Below are 19,681 nucleotides of genomic sequence, written 5' to 3'. Positions count from 1 at the left end.
GCATGTGCGCATGGGCCGTTCCCGGTACGCGTCAACCGCCGCCACCGGGGGACCCCACCCGGCACCGGACCGTCCCCGGTCGCTCCTCGGCGTACGCAGCATCGCCGGCCAGATCCTCTGGCTCCAGGTGCTCATCGTGCTGCTGATCGTGGCCACCGGGCTGACCGCGCTGGTGCTCCAGACCCGCCGCGACGACGAGCGCGAGGCACGCCACCGCGCGCTGGCCGTGGCCACCACGTTCGCCCAGGCGCCCGGCATCCCCGACGCGCTGCGCTCGGCCGACCCCAGCGCCGCCCTCCAGCCGCGCGCCGAGAGCGCGCGGACCGGCTCCGACGTGGACTTCGTCGTCGTCATGCGGACCGACGGCACCCGCTACACCCACCCCGAGCGGGACCGGATCGGGCGCAAGTTCGTCGGCGACATCGGGCCCGCGCGCCGCGGCCTGACCAGCACCGAGACCGTGCACGGCACCATCGGAGACGTCGTCCAGGCGGTGGTGCCGGTCACCGACGGCGACGGCCGGGTCGTCGGCCTGGTCTCCGCCGGCCTGCGCACCAGCCGGGTCAGCGACTCGCTCCACGACGAACTGCCCATCCTGCTCGGTGGCGGCACCGCGGGCCTGGCCCTGGCCCTGGGCGGCAGCGTGCTCGCCGGCCGCCGCCTGCGCCGCCAGACCCACGGCCTCGACCCGGCCACGATGACGCGGATGTACGAGCACCACGACGCGGTGCTGCACGCCGTCCGCGAGGGGGTCCTCATCGTGAGCGGCGACCACCGGCTGCTGCTCGCCAACGACGAGGCACGGCGCCTGCTCGCACTGCCCGCCGACGCCGAGGGCCGGCCGGTCACCGCGCTCGGCCTGGACGCCCCGCTGGCCGACGTGCTCGCCTCTGGCCGCGCCACCACCGACGAGGTGGTCCGCGCGAGCGACCGGCTCCTCGCCGTGAACAACCGCCCCACCGACCGGCACGGCGGCCCACCCGGCACCGTCGCCACCCTGCGCGACACCACCGAACTCCACACCCTCAGCGGCCGGGCCGACAGCGCCCGCAACCGCCTGCGACTGCTGTACGAAGCGGGCACCGCGATCGGCACCACCCTGGACGTGCGCCGCACGGCCGAGGAGTTGGCGCACGTCGCGGTGGGCGGCTTCGCCGACTTCGTCACCGTGGACCTGGCCGAGGCGGTGGTGCGCGGCGAGGAGCCACCGGCCCACGGCGTCGGCAGGCTGCGCCGCGCGGCCCTGGCCGGTGTCCGCACCGACCATCCGCTGTACCCGGTCGGCACGCTCATCGACGTCGCGCCCGGCACCGCCTACGCCCGCTGCGTCACGGCCCGGCGCGCCGCCTGGGAGCCGCGGCTGCGCACGGCGGCCCAGTGGCGGGCCCAGGACCCCGAGCGCACCGGGCGCATCGTGGACGACGGGCTGCACGCGCTGATCGCGGTGCCGCTGCGGGCCCGCGGCGGCATCCTGGGCGTGGTGGGGCTGTGGCGCGCCGACGCGTCCGCCCCCTTCGACGAGGACGACCTCGCCTTCGCCGAAGAGCTGGTCGCGCACGCCGCCGTCTGTCTGGACAACGCCCGCCGCTACACGCGCGAGCACGCCATGGCCGTCACCCTCCAACAGAGCCTGCTGCCCCGCGGGTTGCCCGAACAGCGCGCACTGACCGTGGCGCACCGCTACCTGCTGGCCAGCTCCGGGGTCAGCGGCGACTGGTTCGACGTGATCCCGCTGCCGGGGGCCCGGGTCGCGCTCGTCGTCGGCGACGTCGTCGGGCACGGGCTGCACGCCGCGGCCACCATGGGCCGGTTGCGCACCGCCGTGCACAACTTCTCCTCGCTCGACCTGCCGCCCGACGAACTCCTCGGCCACCTGGACGAACTCGTCACCAGCATCGACCACGTGGATCACGCCGGCCCCGCGGACGACGCCGAGCACGCGGTCCACGGCGGCTTCCCGGACGGCCCCGGAGCGACCAGTGCCGGAGCGACCGGCGGCGCGCCCCCGGTCACCGGCGCGACCTGCCTGTACGCCATCTACGACCCGGTCGAGAGCCGCTGCGTACTGGCCCGCGCCGGCCATCCGCCGCCGCTGCTGGTGCGCCCCGACGGCACGGTGGAGGTTCCCGACGTACCGGCCGGACTACCGCTCGGCGTCACCGGACTGCCCTTCGAGGCCGTCGAGTTCCCGGTGCCCGCCGGCAGCCGACTGGTGCTCTACACCGACGGGTTGATCAACCAGGGCACCCGCGACCTGGACGCCGGCCTCGACCGGCTCGCCGACACCCTGCGCGGCCCGCTCCGTACGCCGGACGAGACCTGCCGCGCGGTCCTCGACGCGCTGGTCGGCCAGCGCCCCGACGACGACGTGGCGCTGCTCGTGGCCCGCGCCGAAGCGGTGCCGCGGGAGTGGGTGGCCACCTGGGAGGTGCCCGCCGACCCGGCCGCGGTCGCCGGCGTACGGGCCAAGGTCAGCGGCCGACTCGCCGCCTGGGGCCTGGGCGAGGACGCGTTCACCACCGAACTCATCCTGAGCGAGCTCATCACCAACGCGATCCGCTACACCTCGGGCCCCATCCGCGTCCGGCTGATCCGCGACGCCGCCCTGATCTGCGAGGTCGCCGACGCCAGCAGCACCGCCCCGCACGTGCGCTACGCGGCCACCACCGACGAGGGCGGGCGCGGCCTGTTCCTGGTCGCCCAGTTCGCCGAGCGCTGGGGCACCCGCTACACCCCCACCGGCAAGGTCATCTGGACCGAACAGCCGCTACCGCAGCCGGCGGCGCGCACCCACGGATAGGCGCGTGCCGCCGACCGCCGGCCTCAGCGGGTGCGTACCGCCAGCGCCTCGGAGACGGTCAACGCCTTGTCCGAACTGTTCGCCGGCTGCGCCGTCAGCGTCCACCGGTAGCCGCCCGACGGCACCTTGACGCCGCCAGAGGTGCCGTCCCACTCGACCGACAGCGCGCCGCGCGCACCGGAGCCGGAGAACTCGCGCACCACCTGGCCGCCCGGCGTCCTGCGCACCGTCAGCTTCCAGTTCGTGACGGCCTTCGAGAGCTGCCAGGACGCCTTCCAGGTGCCCGCCTTGCGGGCGTCGAGCACCGCGGGCACCGAGGTGGCGGTCGCCGCCAGCGGCGAGGTGCGCACCTGCGGCCACTGCACCTTCACGTCGCCGTGCGCGTCCAGCGAGGCGACCGCGCCGCCGAACCGGTCCACCGCCCAGAACAGCCCGCGCCGGTCCTGCGGGGCGTGCAGCGGGGCGGGCAACGCGGTCAGTACGTGCGTGCCCACCTGCTCGGCCGGGACCGCGTCCGGGAAGTAGGTGATCTTCAGCGCGCCGGCCGCGTCGTCCTGGCTCACCAGGTAGCCGTCGGCGAGTTGGGCCGGCCCGGTGGGCACGCTGATGGCGCGCCGGGTCGTCTGGTCGTAGACGCCCGCGGCCCGACCCGGCCCGCAGGACCAGTACAGCCAGCGGCCCACGGCCTGCACGTCGGCCAGGTCCGCCGCGCCGCAGGTCGCGCCGGTCTGGATGGTGCCGGTCACCTTCATCGACGGCAGCGACGTCGAGGTGAGCGTGCCGGTGGTGCTGCCCGGCGTCCACAGCGTGTTGCCCCACAGGGCAGCGGCCCTGGCCGGGCCGGTCGCCAGCACCTTGGCGCCGTCGCGCACTTCCTGGCGCTCCGCGTACGGGCGCACCACCCGGTAGGTGCCGGCCGCCGCGACCACGTGGGGCGTCTCGTACGTCTTGTGGACGACCTTCCCCTCGCCGGTGCCGGTCAGCCGCAGGCAGTCGCCGTAGCAGGAGACGTAGTAGCCGCTGGAGCCCGGGTCGCCGGAGCCGTCACCCGGCACCCAGTAGCCCAGGTCGCCCTCGTCGCGCAGCGGGCCGGCGGTCAGCTTGCCGTCCGTCGACAGGGACAGGTCGGAGGTGGACAGCGAGGTGCCGTCGTAGGGTTCGGTGCTGCGCGGGTTCTCGCCTGCGAGCAGCACCCGGCCCTTGTCGACGGCGAGCCCGCCGACCTCCCACACCGACCGCGCCGGGAGCGCGGTGCGCACCGCGACGGCCGGCTCCCCGCCGGGCCCGGCCGTGATGCGGCGCAGCGCCCAGTCGTCCGCGCCGCTGCCGCCCTCCACCAGCAGGCTGCCGTCCTCGGCGGAGACGATCAGGTCCCGCGAGCGCGGCAGCAGGGTCCGCACCGGCCCACCCGACAGCGGCACGGCCCGCACCGGCCGCTGCTTGTCGGTCGGGCTCACGTACACCAGCCAGTCACCCACCACACCGGTCTCGGTGTTGAAGTCGGTTGCGCCGTCCAGCGTGGTGATCGCGGTGCCGGGACGCTCGGGGTGGTGCCGGTCGACCACGTAGGTGTGCGAAACGTCGAACTTCTTGTCCACGGCCAGGAAGACGATCTTGTCGGGCGAGAGCCGCGGGTACTCCACGACGCCGTACTGCTCGGTGGGCAGCAGCGTCGCCTTCGCACTGGCGAAGTCGAGCAGCACGGTGCGCCAGGGGCCGTCGCCGACCGGCTTGTACCAGAACACCGCCCCCGTGCTGTCGGACGCGGGCGTGTACAGGTAGGGGCCCATGTCGTCGGGCAGCCCGGTGACGGCCCGCTCGACCGGCTTGCCGCCGCCGGCGGGCACTTCAAGCAGCCGCAGGGTGTTCTTGCCGTTCACCTTGCGCAGGGTGACCAGCCGGTTCTTGGCGAACACGTCGGTGACGGCGTCGGTCTCGGGCACGTCCACGGTCACCGTGGTGCCGCTCGCGTAGTGCCGGATGCGCCGGTCCTGACTGTCCGCCACCCGCTCCAGGCCGTAGCCGCCGTTGTACGCGGCGGCGATGGGCAGGTCGGCGACCTTGCGGCCGTCGTCGCCCACCCAGGTTGCCCGGCCGCTCGGGTTGCGCGGCGAGAGTGAGGACAGGTATCCGGTGCCGTCGGCGGCGATCGCGCCCGCCGACCTCGGCAGTACCATCCGTTCGCCGGGGATCGTGGTGGTCGGCACCTGCGGGCCGCCGGCCGCGGATTCGGCAGCCGCCGCGGGGGCCGTGGTACCGGTCAGCCCCGCGCCCAGCGCGAGCACCGTCACCAGGGCCGCACCGAGCCGGTGCGCCGCACGGCGCTCCCCACCCGGGGCGCGCCGTGCTCGAACTACCCCGCCGCGGGGGTGGGGTTGTGGTCTACGTCTGGGTGACACCGACTTCTCCTCCGTCGTGCCTGGTCCAACTCCTGCCGGTGAGACAGGCGAAGCCGGGCCCGGGTTGTGGGAATTCGGGCACGTGAAACGGGGGGCCGCGCTCCGTAGCGTGCGGGAAGCCTGGAAGTCGAGCCGTGTTGCTCTGGTGTTCATCGGCGGGGGGAGGGTGGTCGCGCCGTCACCGGCCGCTGCGGCGCGCCCGGCGTCGGCGCCCGGCGGCTACACCGTTCGGCTCCGGGTCTCCTCCAGGTAGTCGCTGACCAGGGTGTCGGCGCGGCGGAAGAAGTCGACGAGGGTGGCCAGTTCGGTGGCCGAGTAGTCGGCGTACAGCGCGGCCAGCCGCCCGTAGAACGGCTCGTACACCGCGTAGACGCGGGTCAGCGCGGCCGGTTCGGCGACGATGCGCACCCGGCGGCGGTCTTCGGGGTCCGGCTGGCGCGCGACGAAGCCGGCCCGCTCCAGCCGGTTGAGGATGCCCGTCACGGCGCCGGTGGTCACATGGGCCCGCTCGGCGAGGTCGCCGGCGGTCAGCGGCTCGGCGCCGGCTTCCAGTACGTAGCCGAAACAGGTCAAGTCGGTGGAGTTGAGCCCGAGGCGGCGGGCGATCTCCTGCTGGGCGATATGGCTGGCGGCGACGAAGTGGTCCATGGCCCGCTGCGCCTCCTGGGGCGTGGTCGCGGGGTGGGGGTTGCCTTCCAAGCGAAATCTCCTTAGCTTCTAAGAAGCTTAGTTCGTAAGCCATATCGTTTCTGTCAGAGACCATACCCGCGCCCGGCGGCGCGGCCCGGGGGAGAAACGCATGAGTGCGCACGCTCAGTGGGACGAGGGACACACCGTGGCCGGCTGGACGGGCTGTGCGCTCGCCGTCGCCGGCTCGGGCGTGGCGGGGGCGGGGCTGGTCGGCTGGCGTCCGGTGGGTCTGTGGCTCGGTCTCGGCCTGCTGGTGGCCGCGCCCGTGGTGACCTGGCTGCTCCATCTGGCCGGCTGGGGCAAGCCGAGCGGAGTGCGCCCGCGCGAGCAGTGGGGCATCCGGGTCCGCGACCTGTCGGCACGTCAGGGGCACCCGGACTGCCTCGGCTGCCGGCTCGCCGGGCGCAGGCCGGTGGCTGGGGAGCGGGTGGGCGCGGATCGGATGCGTACGGGAGCGGCGGGCGTGACACGGGCCGCCGGGGCCGACGTGCCGCCCGGGAACGGCGAACCCGGCCCCGCCCCGCCCGTCCTCGCACCGCCTGACGCCGCCTCACCCGATGGCGCCCCACCCGGCACCGCGGACCCCGGCACCGCGGACCCCGGCACCGCGGACCCCGGCACCGCGGAGTCCGGCGGTGCGGAGTCTGGCTCAGCCTGACCCGCGCCCGCCGTGGCGCCGGGCGCCGCTGCGCCCCGGGCCCCGCTGCGCCCCGGGCCCCGCGCCGGCGTTCCGATCGAACTACCTGATGCAGCAGGACAGTTGAGCCCCCCGGGGCGCCGGTCCGGCCCGGACGGCAGGCATGCTCGCGCCGCCGCCGGGGCGACGCCGACGGCGGGGTGTCGCCACGGGGGACGGCACCACGCTCCGGGCGCGCCGCGGCCGGCGGATGGCGCGGCGGCCGGCGGGACGCGCAGCCGTGCGCCCACGGGGGAGCGGGGGGGAGAGGTCCGGCGTCATGCGACGCCGGGCCGCCCCCCCCCCGCGGCAAGCGGGCACCGCCCCGGGTCGGCCGGACGTCCCCCGCTCGGGCGTCCCTCCAGGCATCCCGGCTCCGGCTCACACGTCCAGGCCGCCCCGCTCCGCCTCACGCGTCCTGCGGGTACCAGCGCAGTTCCACCGTGTTGCCGTCCGGGTCGGCCACGTACAGGGACTGCGCCGAGCCCCGGGCGCCGAACCGCTCGCCCGGGCCGTCCACCACCGTGAACTCGCCGGACGCGACGACCTGCTGCCAGTCCAGCGGCTCGACCACCAGACAGATGTGGTCCACGTTGCTGCCCCGGGGTGCGTCCGCCGCCCGCGGTACCAGATCGATGATGGTCGTCGGGCTCACCCGCACCGACGGGAACGGCGCCTGTCCCGCCCGCCACTCCGTCACCCGCACCGGGTCGAGCCCCAGCGGGCCGCAGTAGAAGGCGAGCGAGCGCTCGACGTCGTCGACGGTCAGGACGAGGTGGTCGAAGGCGATGACGCGCATGGGACTGCTCCAAGGTGGGTCGTACGGGCTGCCGTGGACGCCTGCGATCTTTGCAGACGCCGTCGCCCCGAGCGTCGCCGGCCGCGCCCGGTCAGCTCGGTGTGTGGGCCACGGCCGCCGGCCGCCGCGACATCCGAACACGCCTGGCCGGCCGCCTGCTTGCGCCCTCTTCTGCCTGGTCCGGCGCCCGGTCGGGCTGGGGGCGTGCGGTGCGGGACGCGCCGGGTGCGCCCGTTCGCGGGGCCCGCGGGCAGTGCAGTGACGCCTGGGGTGGCTGCGAGACCGTTTGCAGGTGCGGGGTGCCCGGGTGGCATCGCTTTTGGTCTATACCTTGACAGGTTCAGGGCGATTCGGTTGGGTTCCCCTCACCTTGGTTTCCTCCCCCCAAAGCCATCGGCGCGGCCCGTGGGCCACCGCGTCCGGTGGCCGTGCGAAGGAGTAAAGCCCCATGAGACAACGCCTGCTCGCCCTGTTCGCCGCGTTGGCTTCGGCCTTCGCTTTCGCAGTCTTCCTGCCGGGATCCAGTGCGTCGGCCGCGACGGCCTGCGCCGCCGGCTGGACCTCAAGCGCCGTCTACACCGGCGGCAACACCGTCTCGTACAACGGTCACAACTGGTCGGCGAAGTGGTGGACCCAGAACGAGAAGCCCGGCTCGGCCGACGTCTGGTCCGACCAGGGCGCCTGTGGCGACGGCGGCGGTGACCCGCCCACCGGGGAGGGTTTCGTGGTCAGTGAGGCCCAGTTCAACCAGATGTTCCCGAACCGGAACCCCTTCTACACCTACCGCGGTCTCACCGACGCGCTCGCCGCGTACCCGGCCTTCGCCAACACCGGCAGCGAGACGGTCAAGCGCCAGGAGGCCGCCGCCTTCCTCGCCAACGTCAACCACGAGACCGGTGGCCTCGTCCACATCGTCGAGCAGAACCAGGCCAACTACCCGCACTACTGCGACCGCAACCAGCCCTACGGCTGTCCCGCGGGCCAGGCCGCGTACTACGGCCGCGGGCCGATCCAGTTGAGCTGGAACTTCAACTACAAGGCCGCGGGTGACGCGCTCGGCATCGACCTGCTCGGCAACCCGTGGCTGGTCGAGCGGGACCCGGCGGTGGCCTGGAAGACCGCCCTGTGGTACTGGAACACCCAGTCCGGGCCCGGCACGATGACCCCGCACAACGCCATGGTCAACGGCGCCGGCTTCGGCGAGACCATCCGGTCCATCAACGGCACCCTGGAGTGCAACGGCGGCAACCCGAGCCAGGTGCAGAGCCGCATCAACGCCTACCAGCGCTTCGTGCAGGTCCTGGGCACCACCCCCGGTGGCAACCTGAGCTGCTGACGCCCCCGCACCAGCCGCTCCACCCCGGGTTCCCCACACCCAGGCGCCCCGCCCCGGGCGCCGACAGCACGGGCCCCGGCCGGTACGCACCGGCCGGGGCCCCGCGCATGGGCACCGGTCAGGGCCGGCGCCGCAGCCGGCCCTACCCCCCCGGCGGCCCGTACCGGCCGGGTCAGCCGCCGGCGGCCAGCCCGGTGACGCGCAGCGTGATGTTCAACCGACCCGAGGTCAGCCCGGTGGCCGGGTCCGCGGTGCCCGGCCTGACCTTCGGCACCCCGTGGTACGCGAAGCGGGACGGACCGCCGAAGACGAACAGGTCACCGGAGCACAGCTCGACGTCGGTGTACGGCCGGCCGCGGCGCTCGGTGTTGCCGAACCGGAAGACGCAACTGTCCCCGATGCTCAGCGAGACCACCGGCGCCGCCGACCGCTCGTCCCTGTCCTGGTGCAGGCCCATGGTGGCCGCCGCGTCGTAGAAGTTGACCAGGGCCACGTCCGGCGCGTAGCCGGCCGCGGCCGACGGGTCCTGGTAGGCGTCGGCCACCGCCCGCCGGCCGTACTCCACCAGCCACGTCGGGAACGGCGCCACCCGCGCCCCGTTCACATCCGGCGCGGTCCGCGTGTAGGCGTACGGCCGCCAGTGCCAGCCCACCCCGACCATCTGCACCGACATCGTCCCGCCCCGCGGCAGCCGGACGTGCCGCATCGGCACCGGGCCCACCGCCCACCGCCGGCAGGCGTCCACCAGCGACCGCTGCTCGGCGGGCGAGAGCCAGTCGGGCACGTGCACGGCGCCGGGCGCCACGGTGGTGCGGGGGCAGGGAACGAGCGCGTTCACGGACGACCTCTCGAAACGGGGGAGCACAGGGCGCGGGGTGCCGCGGGCCGCCGGATGCCCGGCGGCCCCGACCTGCCGCTCAGCCGAGGCGCGCGGGCAGCGCGCCCTCGTGCACGAGCAGCGCCTCCTTGCGGTCGAGCCCGCCCGCATAGCCGGTCAGCGCCCCGCCGGCGCCGATGACCCGGTGGCACGGGCGCAGGACGAGCAGCGGGTTGGCGCCGATCGCTGTGCCCACCGCGCGCACGGCCGCCCGCGGGGCGCCGATCCGCTCGGCGATCGCGCCGTACGTCGTGGTGCTGCCGTGCGGAACGGTCTCAAGCGCCGCCCAGACCCGGCGCTGGAACTCGGTGCCGGCGCCCGCCGTGTACGCGAGGTCGAAGTGGGTGAGCTCGCCCGCGAAGTAGGCGCGCACCTGCTCCACCGGCGCCGCGAGCGCCCCGGCGTCCGGCTCCCAGTCGGGCCGGACCTGCGGCGCGGAGCGCTGGCCCGGCATCGACAGCGAGGTCACGGTGGTGCCGCCGGCCGCCATCGGGTCGCGCTCACCCGTCACCAGCAACTCCCCGAGCGGGCTGTCGATGGTGGTGTAGACCGTCATCGGCCTGTCCTTCCCTCGTCTTCGTGCGTCGTACGGGTACCAGCTTGCGCCACGTCACACGCCCCGTCTGGCGGGATTCGGACATGGCCTTCACGCCGCCGCCCACCCCGCACACCCAGTCTCCGACGCCACGGCGACCGCGGCGAAACCGGCCCCCGCGGGCCACCCCCGGCGCCACGCGGGGAGCGGCCCGTGGCCCGCCGCGGCGCCCGGCCGGCGCGTCGCCCGCAGGTTGCCCAGCGCCGTGCCGGCGGAGACAGTGGACGAGGCGTGCACCCCGCATCCCGTTCCGGGGACCCCGGCCCACCGCATCCCGTATCCGTGGCGGCCCCGGTCCACCGCGGGCCGGCCCACCGCGGTCGCCCGGGCGGGCGCGCCGGCCGCCCGGCGCCGTCCCCACCCCAGCAAGACCTGGAGGCACGAGGCATGAGCAAGCCCGCCTACGAGTACGTGATCTACGTACACGGCACCCCGCACGAGCTCTACCGGGCCCTCACCGACCCCGAGTACGTCGCCGCGTACATGGGCGGCACCGGACCGCGCTCCGACTGGCAGGTCGGGTCGCCGGTGGACTGGAAGATGGACCCGAACGGCGACTTCCACGACTACGGGCAACGCGTCCTGGTGGCGGAGCCGGGCAAGCGGCTCGCCTACACCTGGCACCCGCTGCAACCCGAGCACCGGACCATCGTGGGCATCGAGTCCGACGAGGAGTTCGCCGCGGCGGCCACGGAGCGCTCCCAGGTCACCTTCACCCTGGAGGAGGCCGAGGAGCCGTCGGCGGGCAGCAAGCTGACCATCGTGCACGACGGGTTCGACAGCCCACAGAGCAAGATGCTCCGGGCCGTCTCGCTGGGCTGGACGATGATCCTGTGCGAGCTGAAGACCGTGGTGGAGCGCGGCGGCCCGCAGGCAGTACGGCCGAGCTGAACCACCTCCCGTACGGGCCCAGGCCGCCGCTTTCCGCACTGCCCCGCATCCGCCCGCTCGCCGGACGAGCCGGCCGGCCGGCTCTCAGGGCTCGATGAGGCCGGCGCGGATGGCGTAGCGGGTGAGTTCGAGCCGGTCCCGCAGGCCGAGCTTGTGCAGCAGGTTGGCCCGGTGCCGTTCCACGGTCTTCACGCTGATCACCAGCAGGTCGGCGATCTCCTTCGAGGTGTGGCCCTCCGCGACCAGCTTGAGGATCTCCTCCTCGCGGTCGGTGATGGCCTTGTGCGGGACTCCGTCGCCCGCCCGTGCCTGGTTCAGGTAGTTGCGGATCAACGTGGTGATCGCCCCGGGGTAGAGGAACGGCTCGTCGCGCATGGCGGCACGGCACGCCTCCACCAGGTCGCGGTCGGCCACCGACTTGAGCACGTAGCCGGCCGCTCCGGCCTTGAGCGCCTCGAAGAGGTACTGCTCGTTGTCGTACATGGTCAGGATGAGGATGCGCAGCGCCGGCTGGCTGCGGGACAGCTCCCGTGCCGTCTGGAGTCCGGTCAGCCGGGGCATGGCGATGTCCAAGATGGCCAGGTCGGGCTGTTCGGCGCGGGCCGCCTCGATGGCCTCGGCGCCGTCGCTGGCCTCGGCGACGACCGTCAGGTCGGGCTCGTTGTCGAGGATGAGCCGGACGCCGCGCCGTACCAACGCGTGGTCGTCGGCGAGCAGGATGCGGGTCTTCTTCGGTTCACTCACGTCAGGGGCTCCCGCTGGGTGGTCGGTACGGTCAGGCGCACCTCGGTGCCGTCCTGGGGGCCGGGGCCGATGGCGAGATCGGCCCCGATGAGCAGGGCGCGCTCGCGCATGCCGCGGATGCCGGCACCCTCCGGGGCGCCGCCGAGCCCGCGCCCGTCGTCGCGGATGCGCAGCTCCACCGCGTCGGGCAGCCGGCGCAGCGACAGGTCCACGTGGCGCGCCCGGGCGTGTCGCACCGCGTTGGTCAGGCCCTCCTGGGCGACGCGGTACAGGACGAGCTCGACCTCGTCGCCGAGTGCGGGGAGCGGGCCCGCCACCCGGCGCCGGACGGTGGGCCCGCCGTGGTCCGGGATCTCGTTGACGAGCGCGCTGAGTGCGCTGGCCAGACCCAGTTCCTCCAGCACACCGGGGCGCAGCCGGCGGGCGATGCGCCGGATCTCGTCCAGGCTGCCGCGGGTCGTCTCCTGCACCAGGAGCAGTTCTTCGCGTACGGGGGCCGGGGATTGGTCAGCGACCCGCTTGAGTTCGAGGAGCACGGCGGTCAGGGTCTGGCCGACCTCGTCGTGGAGTTCCTGGGCGATGCGCCGGCGCTCGCCCTCCTGGGCGGAGAGGGCGCGGGCGCTGCTGGTGGCCCGCTCGGCCTCCAGCCGGTCCAGCATGCTGTTGAACGTCGTGATCAGGTCGGCGATCTCGCTGTGCCCGGCGGCCACCGGCCGCGGCCCGGGACGCAGCAGGTCGATGGTGGTCATGGCCCGGGTCAGGCGTTGCAGCGGGGCGAGGCCGAGGCGCAGCAGGGCGGCGTTGGCGATCAGCATGACGGCGAGCCCGGCGCTGAGGATCAGCGCCTCGGTCAGCAGCACCGGGGTGGAGATCGTGACCGGGCCGAGCAGCAGCAGGGCCGCAGCCGCGACCAGCACCGCGGCGTTCAGCAGGAAGATCCGCCGGAACAACGACCCGGCCACGGACCCGGACCCAGCCGCAGACCCCGCCGTGCACCCAGCCGCGGACGCGGCGGTACGGTCTCCTCTCATCTCCTGACCCCACTATCGCTGGTGTGAACCCCGTGCCCGATGCACCGGTCTGCGCCCAGGCTGCCATCTGACCGGTGCCCGGCGCGCCACCGGGTGCGCGGGCCGGCTCGCGCACCCGGCAGGGAAGCGCAGGCGGAGGCCGGTCACGGGTTCCCACTCCCGGTGCCGGCTACAGGTTCCCCACCCCCCGAAATGGGTGTCAGCACCGATGGCGTACGCGCCGCCCCGGACGTGATCGTGGAAGCCAGCACGACGGCCCCGGCAGGGCCCGCGTCGACGGGCGGGACGGCGTGCGGACCGCGTAGACGAAGGGGACGCCGATGACTCCACGACCGAGCGGGTCCTTTGACCCGCGGCAGCACCCGTCCCGAGCGGGCGAGCGGGCCGCGGGCGGCGACGTACTGGAGGGCCTCGCCGCCCTGACCCGGCGGCAGGACCCGCACTTCGCGCACGGCATGGGGCACGGCAGGCCGCAGGCGCCACGCGAGTACCGGCGCGGCCCCGCCTGGTTGCTGCTGGCCATCGCCGTGGCCCTGTTCACCGTCGGCGTGCTCACCAGCCACGGCCTGCTCATCGCCACCGGCCTGGTGGCCGGTGGCGCCGCGGGCAACCTCTTCGACCCGCAGCGGCACCGCTACGGCCGGTACGCGCACGGCCGGCGGCACGGCGACTGACGGAGGGCGAACAGGGGGAGGGCAGCGGCCCCGTTCAGGGAGCCGTCGGGCGCGCCGCTCCCGCCGGCACGTCCTGCTCCGCCCAGACCACCTTGCCGGTGGCCGTACGGCACGAGCCCCAGCGCCGGCAGAGCATGTTGATCAGTTGCAGGCCACGGCCGCCCTCGTCGCTCGGCGACGCGTGCTGGATCTGGGGCAGGTCGGGGCCGGTGTCGGAGACCTCGACCAGCAGCCGGTCATCGCACAGCATCCGCAGCCGCCCCGGCCCGCCGCCGTAGCGCAGCGCGTTGCCCACCAGTTCGCTGACGACCAGCTCCGTCACGTCCGCGAGGTCACCCAGGTGCCACAGGTCGAGCTGCTCCCGTACGTGCCTGCGCGCCGCCCCGGCCGCCGAGCCGTCGCCCGGCAGGTCCCACACGCGCAGCCCGGCGGCCACCGCGGCCGGCCGGGCCGCCGCCACCAACAGCACCGCCTCGTCGAAGCGTTCGCTGCCGGCCGGCGCCAGGTCGCTGAGGGCCACCGCGTCGAGGTCGGTTGACCGCAGCGCCGATGCGGACCGCAGCAGCCGGTCCAACTGGCTGTCGATGTCCGCGGTCCGCGACTTGACCAGCCCGTCCGTGTACAGCACCAGCCGGCTGCCCGGCTCGACCGGCACCCGCAGCCCGTCGTACGGGATCACCCCCGCGCCGATCGGGGCGCCGACCGGCACCTCCAGGAAGGAGGCCGTGCCGTCGGGCCCGATGAGCATCGGCAGCGGATGGCCGGCGCTGACCACCGTGAAGCTGGCGTCGGCCGGGTCGTAGACGGCACACAGACAGGTGGCGACCTGGTCCTCCTCCAGATCGCGGGCGGCCAGGTCGAGCCGGGCCAGCACCCGGTCGGGTGCCATGTCCATCGCCATCAGCGTCCGGCCCACGGCGCGCAGCCGCCCCATGGTGGCCGCCGCCGCCAGGCCGTGCCCCATCACGTCGCCGACCACCAGCGCGGTACGGCCCCCGGGCAGCGGCGCGACGTCGTACCAGTCGCCACCCACCTCGCTGGGGTTGGCCGTCGGTGCGTAACAGTGGTTGACCGCCAGGCCCGGGGTGTGCGGCGTGGCGCGGGGCAGCAGGCTGCGCTGCAAGGTCACCACGTGCTCGCGCTCACGCTCGTACAGGCGCGCGTTGTCGACGAACAGGGCGGCCCTGGAAGCGAGTTGGGTGGCGAGTTCGAGATCGAGGGCCGAGAACGGGGCCCGGTCGCCGGCCCGGATGAAGTCCGCCGCGCCGAGCAGCACACCGCGGGCGATCAACGGCACCACGAGATAGCTGTGCACCCCGGCCCGGCGCAGCAACTCCGCGGCCCGGGGGCTGGGGGCGACCCGGACGAACTCGTCCGGCTGGATGTGGCTGACCAGCACCGGCTTGCCGAGGGTGAGGCATTCGTTGGCGAACTGGTCGTGGACGTTGGCGCTCAGCTCACCGACCGGGTCGGGCTCCAGGTGCAGCAGCGCGTCGATCGCGGCGACGGCCAGCGCGCGGGTGGCCGGCCGGCCGCTGCCGCCCGGCTGGGCGCCGTCCTCGCCGTGCAGCACGGACTCCAACAGGTCCACGGCCGCTCCGTCGGCGAAGCGGGGCACGGTGAAGTCGGCGAGTTCCTGTGCGGTGGTGACCAGGTCGAGCGTGGAGCCGATGCGCACGCTGGCCTCGTTGAGCCAGGCGAGTTGGCCACCGGCCCCATCCCCCTCCACGCCGGGTCCTCCGGTGCCTTCACCCGCGCGGCGGATGGTGCCGGTGGTGGCGGTTGTGCCGGTGGTGGTGGCGGTGGTGCTGGTGCGGGCGGTCTCGGCGGTGTCGTGGGAGTCGTCCACGCCGCCGGGGTGCGGCCGGTCCTGCAGCCTGCCGTGGGCGCCTTCCGCGCCCGCGCCCGTACCGGTGGCGCCCGCCGAGCCCGCGCGGTGGCCCGGGTGCTGCTGCGCGGTGGCAGGGCCGGAGCGGCTGTCCGGGGCGCTGCGCGTGGCCTCGCGTCCGGCGTCGTTCTTCCGGCCTTGCTCCACGTCCGTCTCCTCCGTGTCCACCGCGCCGTAACCCCCAGCACCCCTGCCGGGTCGCCGACTCTAGCCCGCTCGCGGGTACCCGCTGCCCACGACCTGGTAGGTCGTCCGTTCCCTGCCAGCACGGGGCGTGCCCGAAACGGCCCGCCAAACCGGGGTCAGCCCGCAGCCGACCGACGTTCGCCCAGGTGGGACGCGGGAGACGGGAGACGGGAGACGGACGGCACCGCGTACGGTCCGCGCGGTCCGGTGCGGCGCGCGGTGCCCGCAGTGCGCACCCCGCAGCGGCCCGAGGCCGTGCCGTGGTGATGTCCGCACCGTGTACCGCACCTCGCCGTCGTTCCGCGTGCCGTGCCGGAGCACCGGCCACCCGCACACCCGGTCCGGGCCCGCGCCGCCGGCGGGCCACCGATCCGGTCGGATCAGTTCCCCGCACACCCTGGCGCTACCTTATGGGCGTTTGGCCGGGCTGGCACCCGGGCGTCACCAGAGGATTCCACCAGGTCCGGGCGGTGCGCCCGCGCGCCCCCAACGTGTCACCCGTGCGCCCCACCTGCGACGTCACCGTCAGCCGAGCGGCCGGTAGCCGTACGTAGCGGGCGCGGCGCGTCCGTGGCGCGAGCGGGACGGGCGGCACGGCCGCCGGGCCCGCCGCGGCGCGGGCAGCGGAAGGTACGGGCCTGCCCGGCCGATCTACCCGTGCCGCTCCGATCCGAGTGGTTGTGCCGCGCCGTCCTCGGCCGGCCGCTGCGGACGTGGCGCGCCGGACAGCGCGGCGGCGACCACCGGCGGGAGCGGGGCCAGGCCGAGGAGCCCGCTGACGGCCCCGGTGGTGAGCGCGTGCCAGGCCGCGGCCCGGCGCAGCATGGCGTGGTCCCCGTCGGCGAGCAGCAGCGTGCAGGCGTCGGCGCCGGCCCGCCGGGCCCGGTCGGTGAAGGCGCGTGAGGCGTCGGGCGAGGTGATCCGGTCCCGGTCACCGTGCAGCACGACCACCTTCGTGCCCGCTAGGTGGGCCACCGGCTCGTCGTCCGGGCACCACGGTGCGAGCCCGACCACCGCCTGCACCTGCGGCGCTGCCGCGGCCCGCAGTGCCGCCCGGCCGCCCATCGAATGGCCCACCAGGACCACCGGCAGCGGCCCGTGCAGGGCGGTCAACTCGTCCAGGGCGCGCAGCGCGTCGTGGGCCGGGTCGTCCCGCTCGCCGTTCCAGCCGCGGTGCCGGTAGCGGACGGTGCCCACGGCCACCGCGTGGCCGGCGGCGGCCCGTGCGATCGCCCGGATGAACGGCACCATCCGGGCGCCGGGCAGGTTCAGCGCGGGCGGTGGCTCAAGCCCGTCCTCGCGCCCGCCGTGCAGGACGAGGACCGCGGCCCGCGGTGGCGTGTCCGACGCCGGCAGCACCAGCGCGGCCTCGCCGCCGGCGGACGACCCGGGCAGGTCCGCGGTCACCGCTGGCCCCCGCGCCCGAGCAGGCCCACCATGGACAGGGCGCCCCAGCCGACCGAGACGGCCACCGCCTTGATGCGGCGACTGCGGTCGGGCAGCGTCAGTCCGAGCAGGGCGGCGTCCCCGAAGTCCGCGGCGATCCGCACCAGGGTCGCGGTGCGCAGCGCCGGGCCCTCCGGTGCCACCACCATGGCCAGCCCACTGGCAGCGTCCCGCCAGGCCAGCGGGCGCAGCGAGGTGCGGGTCGCGGGGGCGACCGACCCGCTGCGGTCCGCCAGGCCCGACGGCTTGGCCAGCAGGTCGGGCCAGGCCGTCACCGCGACCCCGTACAGCGCCGTCGCGGCGCCCACCGTCCGTACCAGACCCACCCGCATCGTGCCCATCACCCTCTCCGCGCGCCGGCCGCACCTCGGCGGCCGTCCACCGCAGCGCGCCGCCGTCCGTGGCGGAGCGCCCTCGACTGTCCCTCCCACACCGTACGTGTCACCGCACGCTCCGTGGCCCCGTACGGCGCTGGCCGGGCAGCACCACGCGGCGCTGGGCCGTGCTGAAGGGCATCGGGCGGTACGAAGCGGCACCGAGCCGCACCGGCGGCACCGAGCCGCACCGGTCCCGGCTCCGACGGAAGGAAGTCGTAGCAGGTCAGACGGGGTCTCTCGGGTGCGGAATAGGCCGAGGTGGCACCTCGTTGACAGGGGTGGTTGAATATTGAACGAACGGATCGGGGGTCACCCCGAGCGACGGAGAGGCGGAAGCGACATGCAGTTCGGGATCTTCACGGTCGGCGACGTCACGCCGGACCCCACCAACGGGAGCACGCCGACCGAGCACGAGCGGATCAAGGCGATGGTGACGATCGCGCTCAAGGCCGAAGAGGTGGGCCTGGACGTCTTCGCGACCGGTGAGCACCACAACCCGCCGTTCGTCCCGTCCTCGCCGACGACCATGCTCGGCTACATCGCGGCCAGGACCGAGCGGCTGCTGCTGTCCACCTCCACCACGCTGATCACCACGAACGACCCGGTGAAGATCGCCGAGGACTTCGCGATGCTCCAGCACCTGGCGGACGGCCGGGTGGACCTGATGCTCGGCCGCGGCAACACCGGCCCGGTCTACCCGTGGTTCGGCCAGGACATCCGGCAGGGCATCCCGTTGGCCATCGAGAACTACGCGCTGCTGCACCAACTGTGGCGCGAGGACGTGGTCGACTGGGAGGGGAAGTTCCGCACCCCGCTCCAGGGCTTCACCGCGACGCCGCGCCCGCTGGACGGCGCCCCGCCGTTCGTCTGGCACGGCTCGATCCGCAGCCCGGAGATCGCCGAGCAGGCCGCCTACTACGGGGACGGTTTCTTCGCCAACAACATCTTCTGGCCCAAGGAGCACTTCATCCGGCTGATCGACCTCTACCGCCGGCGCTTCGCCCAGTACGGGCACGGCACCCCCGAGCAGGCGATCGTCGGCCTCGGCGGCCAGGCGTTCATGCGCAAGAACTCCCAGGACGCCGTCCGCGAGTTCCGTCCCTACTTCGACAACGCCCCGGTGTACGGGCACGGCCCCTCGCTCGAAGAGTTCACCGAGCAGACGCCGCTGGCCGTCGGCAGCCCGCAGGAGGTCATCGAGAAGACCCTCGCCTTCCGCGAGTCCTTCGGCGACTACCAGCGCCAGTTGTTCCTGATGGACCACGCGGGTCTGCCGCTGAAGACCGTGCTGGAACAGCTCGACCTGCTGGGCGAGGAAGTCGTTCCGGTACTGCGCCGCGAGTTCGCTGCCGGCCGCCCGGCCAACGTGCCGGCAGGACCCACGCACGCGACGCAGATCGCCCGGGCCGCCGAAGCCGCCAGCGCGGAAGCGGACCGGACGCCGGACGCGGCGGACGACCGCGGCTGATCGGCCCGCCCACCGCCAACCACCGGCCGTAGTCCGCCGGGGCCCGCCCACCACGGCCAGGCCCCGGCGGGCGGGCCACCCCCACCCCCCGCCACCTCCGAACCACCCCGAGGAGCACCGCATGAAGCCCCTGCACCTGGTGGCCGTCGTCGCCGGCCTGAGCCAGCCGTCCTCCACCCGGCTGCTGGCCGACCGGCTGACCACAGCCGCCAAGGACCACCTCGCGGACGCCGGCCGGCCCGTCGAGATCGAGGTGATCGAACTGCGCGAGCTGGCCACCGCCATCGCCCAGAACATGGTCACCGGATTCCCGAGCCCCGACCTGCGCGCCGCCCTGGAGTCGGTCACCGGTGCCGACGGGCTGATCGCGGTGACCCCGGTCTTCACCGCCTCCTACAGCGGCCTGTTCAAGTCCTTCTTCGACGTACTGGACAAGGACGCGCTGGTGGACAAGCCCGTGCTGATCGCCGCCACCGGTGGCACGGCCCGCCACTCCCTGGTGCTCGACCACGCACTGCGTCCGCTCTTCGGCTACCTGCGCGCCATCGTCGTACCCACCGGGGTCTACGCGGCCTCCGCCGACTGGGGCGCGGCCGGTGATGAGCGTACGGACGGGCTCGGCGGCCGGATCGACCGGGCGGCCGGCCAACTGGCCCGCGCCGTCGGCGGCGCCCCGTCCGAGCCGCAGGTGGAGGTGGACGAGGTGGTCCCGTTCGCCCAGCAACTCGCTGCGGTACGCGCCGGCTGACCCAAGGCCACCCCGGCGCCACCCCGAATCGCCCCGACGTCGCCCCGGCGCCGGGG

General features: G+C 74.6%; 16 protein-coding genes and 1 pseudogene. 7 read left to right on the top strand and 10 right to left on the bottom strand.

Annotated features, from left to right (window positions below):
* Positions 1 to 10 precede the first annotated feature (10 nt).
* A complete protein-coding gene (locus tag ACMA1D_RS32215) occupies positions 11 to 2,800 on the top strand; it encodes a SpoIIE family protein phosphatase (RefSeq protein ID WP_414727513.1) in 2,790 nt (929 codons plus the stop codon).
* A 23-nt stretch (positions 2,801 to 2,823) separates the two neighbouring features.
* On the opposite strand, the gene ACMA1D_RS32210 is transcribed toward ACMA1D_RS32215, so the two are convergent.
* Both ACMA1D_RS32210 and ACMA1D_RS32205 read right to left on the bottom strand, forming a co-directional pair.
* Positions 2,824 to 5,091 carry a hypothetical protein gene (locus ACMA1D_RS32210; RefSeq protein WP_414727512.1) on the bottom strand — a complete coding sequence of 756 codons (2,268 nt, stop codon included), beginning with the start codon at positions 5,089 to 5,091 and terminating at the stop codon, positions 2,824 to 2,826.
* Between the two features lie 327 nt (positions 5,092 to 5,418).
* Complete coding sequence (locus tag ACMA1D_RS32205; RefSeq protein ID WP_414727511.1) at positions 5,419 to 5,898, bottom strand: MarR family winged helix-turn-helix transcriptional regulator; 480 nt, start codon at positions 5,896 to 5,898, stop codon at positions 5,419 to 5,421.
* 100 nt (positions 5,899 to 5,998) lie between these two features.
* Here ACMA1D_RS32205 and ACMA1D_RS32200 point away from each other — a divergent pair.
* Positions 5,999 to 6,376, top strand: a pseudogene (locus ACMA1D_RS32200) (HGxxPAAW family protein); the annotation flags it as partial.
* A 598-nt stretch (positions 6,377 to 6,974) separates the two neighbouring features.
* Here ACMA1D_RS32200 and ACMA1D_RS32195 read toward each other — a convergent pair.
* The gene (locus tag ACMA1D_RS32195) at positions 6,975 to 7,364 is read right to left on the bottom strand and encodes a VOC family protein (protein WP_414727510.1); all 390 of its coding nucleotides are present in this window, start codon (positions 7,362 to 7,364) and stop codon (positions 6,975 to 6,977) included.
* A 448-nt stretch (positions 7,365 to 7,812) separates the two neighbouring features.
* On the opposite strand from ACMA1D_RS32195, the gene ACMA1D_RS32190 reads away from it, so the two are divergent.
* Positions 7,813 to 8,700 (top strand): glycoside hydrolase family 19 protein, encoded by an 888-nt coding sequence (locus ACMA1D_RS32190; RefSeq protein ID WP_414727509.1) that lies wholly within the window; start codon positions 7,813 to 7,815, stop codon positions 8,698 to 8,700.
* 172 nt (positions 8,701 to 8,872) lie between these two features.
* Here ACMA1D_RS32190 and ACMA1D_RS32185 read toward each other — a convergent pair whose 3' ends face one another.
* Both ACMA1D_RS32185 and ACMA1D_RS32180 read right to left on the bottom strand, forming a co-directional pair.
* Positions 8,873 to 9,538: an alpha-ketoglutarate-dependent dioxygenase AlkB family protein gene (locus ACMA1D_RS32185; RefSeq protein WP_414727508.1), complete on the bottom strand. Its 666-nt coding sequence runs from the start codon at positions 9,536 to 9,538 to the stop codon at positions 8,873 to 8,875.
* A 79-nt stretch (positions 9,539 to 9,617) separates the two neighbouring features.
* Positions 9,618 to 10,133, bottom strand: coding sequence for a methylated-DNA--[protein]-cysteine S-methyltransferase (locus ACMA1D_RS32180; protein WP_414727507.1), 516 nt, complete (start codon positions 10,131 to 10,133; stop codon positions 9,618 to 9,620).
* Positions 10,134 to 10,559: 426 nt separating this feature from the next.
* Here ACMA1D_RS32180 and ACMA1D_RS32175 point away from each other — a divergent pair, with 426 nt between their 5' ends.
* Complete coding sequence (locus ACMA1D_RS32175) at positions 10,560 to 11,063, top strand: SRPBCC domain-containing protein (RefSeq protein WP_414727506.1); 504 nt, start codon at positions 10,560 to 10,562, stop codon at positions 11,061 to 11,063.
* Positions 11,064 to 11,147: 84 nt separating this feature from the next.
* Here ACMA1D_RS32175 and ACMA1D_RS32170 read toward each other — a convergent pair whose 3' ends face one another.
* Positions 11,148 to 11,807: a response regulator gene (locus tag ACMA1D_RS32170; RefSeq protein WP_414727505.1), complete on the bottom strand. Its 660-nt coding sequence runs from the start codon at positions 11,805 to 11,807 to the stop codon at positions 11,148 to 11,150.
* Positions 11,804 to 12,757: a HAMP domain-containing sensor histidine kinase gene (locus ACMA1D_RS32165; RefSeq protein ID WP_414727587.1), complete on the bottom strand. Its 954-nt coding sequence runs from the start codon at positions 12,755 to 12,757 to the stop codon at positions 11,804 to 11,806. Before ACMA1D_RS32165 ends, ACMA1D_RS32170 begins: the two co-directional genes overlap by 4 nt.
* Before the next feature lie 401 nt (positions 12,758 to 13,158).
* Between ACMA1D_RS32165 and ACMA1D_RS32160 the strand changes: the two genes are divergently transcribed.
* Positions 13,159 to 13,512, top strand: a complete 354-nt coding sequence (locus ACMA1D_RS32160; RefSeq protein ID WP_414727504.1) for a DUF3040 domain-containing protein — start codon at positions 13,159 to 13,161, stop codon at positions 13,510 to 13,512.
* Positions 13,513 to 13,546: 34 nt separating this feature from the next.
* Here the strand turns inward: ACMA1D_RS32160 and ACMA1D_RS32155 are convergent, their stop codons facing one another.
* From ACMA1D_RS32155 to ACMA1D_RS32145, 3 genes are all read right to left on the bottom strand, one after another.
* Complete coding sequence (locus tag ACMA1D_RS32155; RefSeq protein ID WP_414727586.1) at positions 13,547 to 15,277, bottom strand: SpoIIE family protein phosphatase; 1,731 nt, start codon at positions 15,275 to 15,277, stop codon at positions 13,547 to 13,549.
* Between the two features lie 960 nt (positions 15,278 to 16,237).
* Positions 16,238 to 16,993 (bottom strand): alpha/beta fold hydrolase, encoded by a 756-nt coding sequence (locus tag ACMA1D_RS32150; protein ID WP_414727503.1) that lies wholly within the window; start codon positions 16,991 to 16,993, stop codon positions 16,238 to 16,240.
* Positions 16,990 to 17,364, bottom strand: a complete 375-nt coding sequence (locus ACMA1D_RS32145) for a hypothetical protein (RefSeq protein WP_414727585.1) — start codon at positions 17,362 to 17,364, stop codon at positions 16,990 to 16,992. The genes ACMA1D_RS32150 and ACMA1D_RS32145 overlap by 4 nt, the downstream gene beginning before the upstream one ends.
* 385 nt (positions 17,365 to 17,749) lie before the next feature.
* Between ACMA1D_RS32145 and ACMA1D_RS32140 the strand changes: the two genes are divergently transcribed.
* Positions 17,750 to 18,877, top strand: a complete 1,128-nt coding sequence (locus ACMA1D_RS32140; RefSeq protein ID WP_414727502.1) for an LLM class flavin-dependent oxidoreductase — start codon at positions 17,750 to 17,752, stop codon at positions 18,875 to 18,877.
* Between the two features lie 121 nt (positions 18,878 to 18,998).
* Positions 18,999 to 19,625 (top strand): FMN reductase, encoded by a 627-nt coding sequence (locus tag ACMA1D_RS32135; RefSeq protein WP_414727501.1) that lies wholly within the window; start codon positions 18,999 to 19,001, stop codon positions 19,623 to 19,625.
* The last annotated feature ends 56 nt before the right edge of the window (positions 19,626 to 19,681 follow it).

This window comes from Streptomyces sp. 796.1 (genome assembly GCF_047525675.1).
GTDB lineage: Bacteria > Actinomycetota > Actinomycetes > Streptomycetales > Streptomycetaceae > Streptomyces.
The sequence above is the reverse complement of the archived record's forward strand: the minus strand, read 5'-3'. Positions and strand labels throughout refer to the sequence as shown.

Excerpts from the sequence above, each read along its gene's own strand:
- ACMA1D_RS32215 (WP_414727513.1), top strand. The coding sequence starts at position 11 with ATGGGCCGTTCCCGGTACGCGTCAACCGCCGCCACCGGGGGACCCCAC.
- ACMA1D_RS32195 (WP_414727510.1), bottom strand. The coding sequence starts at position 7,364 with ATGCGCGTCATCGCCTTCGACCACCTCGTCCTGACCGTCGACGACGTC.
- ACMA1D_RS32190 (WP_414727509.1), top strand. The coding sequence starts at position 7,813 with ATGAGACAACGCCTGCTCGCCCTGTTCGCCGCGTTGGCTTCGGCCTTC.
- ACMA1D_RS32180 (WP_414727507.1), bottom strand. The coding sequence starts at position 10,133 with ATGACGGTCTACACCACCATCGACAGCCCGCTCGGGGAGTTGCTGGTG.
- ACMA1D_RS32175 (WP_414727506.1), top strand. The coding sequence starts at position 10,560 with ATGAGCAAGCCCGCCTACGAGTACGTGATCTACGTACACGGCACCCCG.
- ACMA1D_RS32160 (WP_414727504.1), top strand. The coding sequence starts at position 13,159 with ATGACTCCACGACCGAGCGGGTCCTTTGACCCGCGGCAGCACCCGTCC.
- ACMA1D_RS32145 (WP_414727585.1), bottom strand. The coding sequence starts at position 17,364 with ATGCGGGTGGGTCTGGTACGGACGGTGGGCGCCGCGACGGCGCTGTAC.
- ACMA1D_RS32140 (WP_414727502.1), top strand. The coding sequence starts at position 17,750 with ATGCAGTTCGGGATCTTCACGGTCGGCGACGTCACGCCGGACCCCACC.
- ACMA1D_RS32135 (WP_414727501.1), top strand. The coding sequence starts at position 18,999 with ATGAAGCCCCTGCACCTGGTGGCCGTCGTCGCCGGCCTGAGCCAGCCG.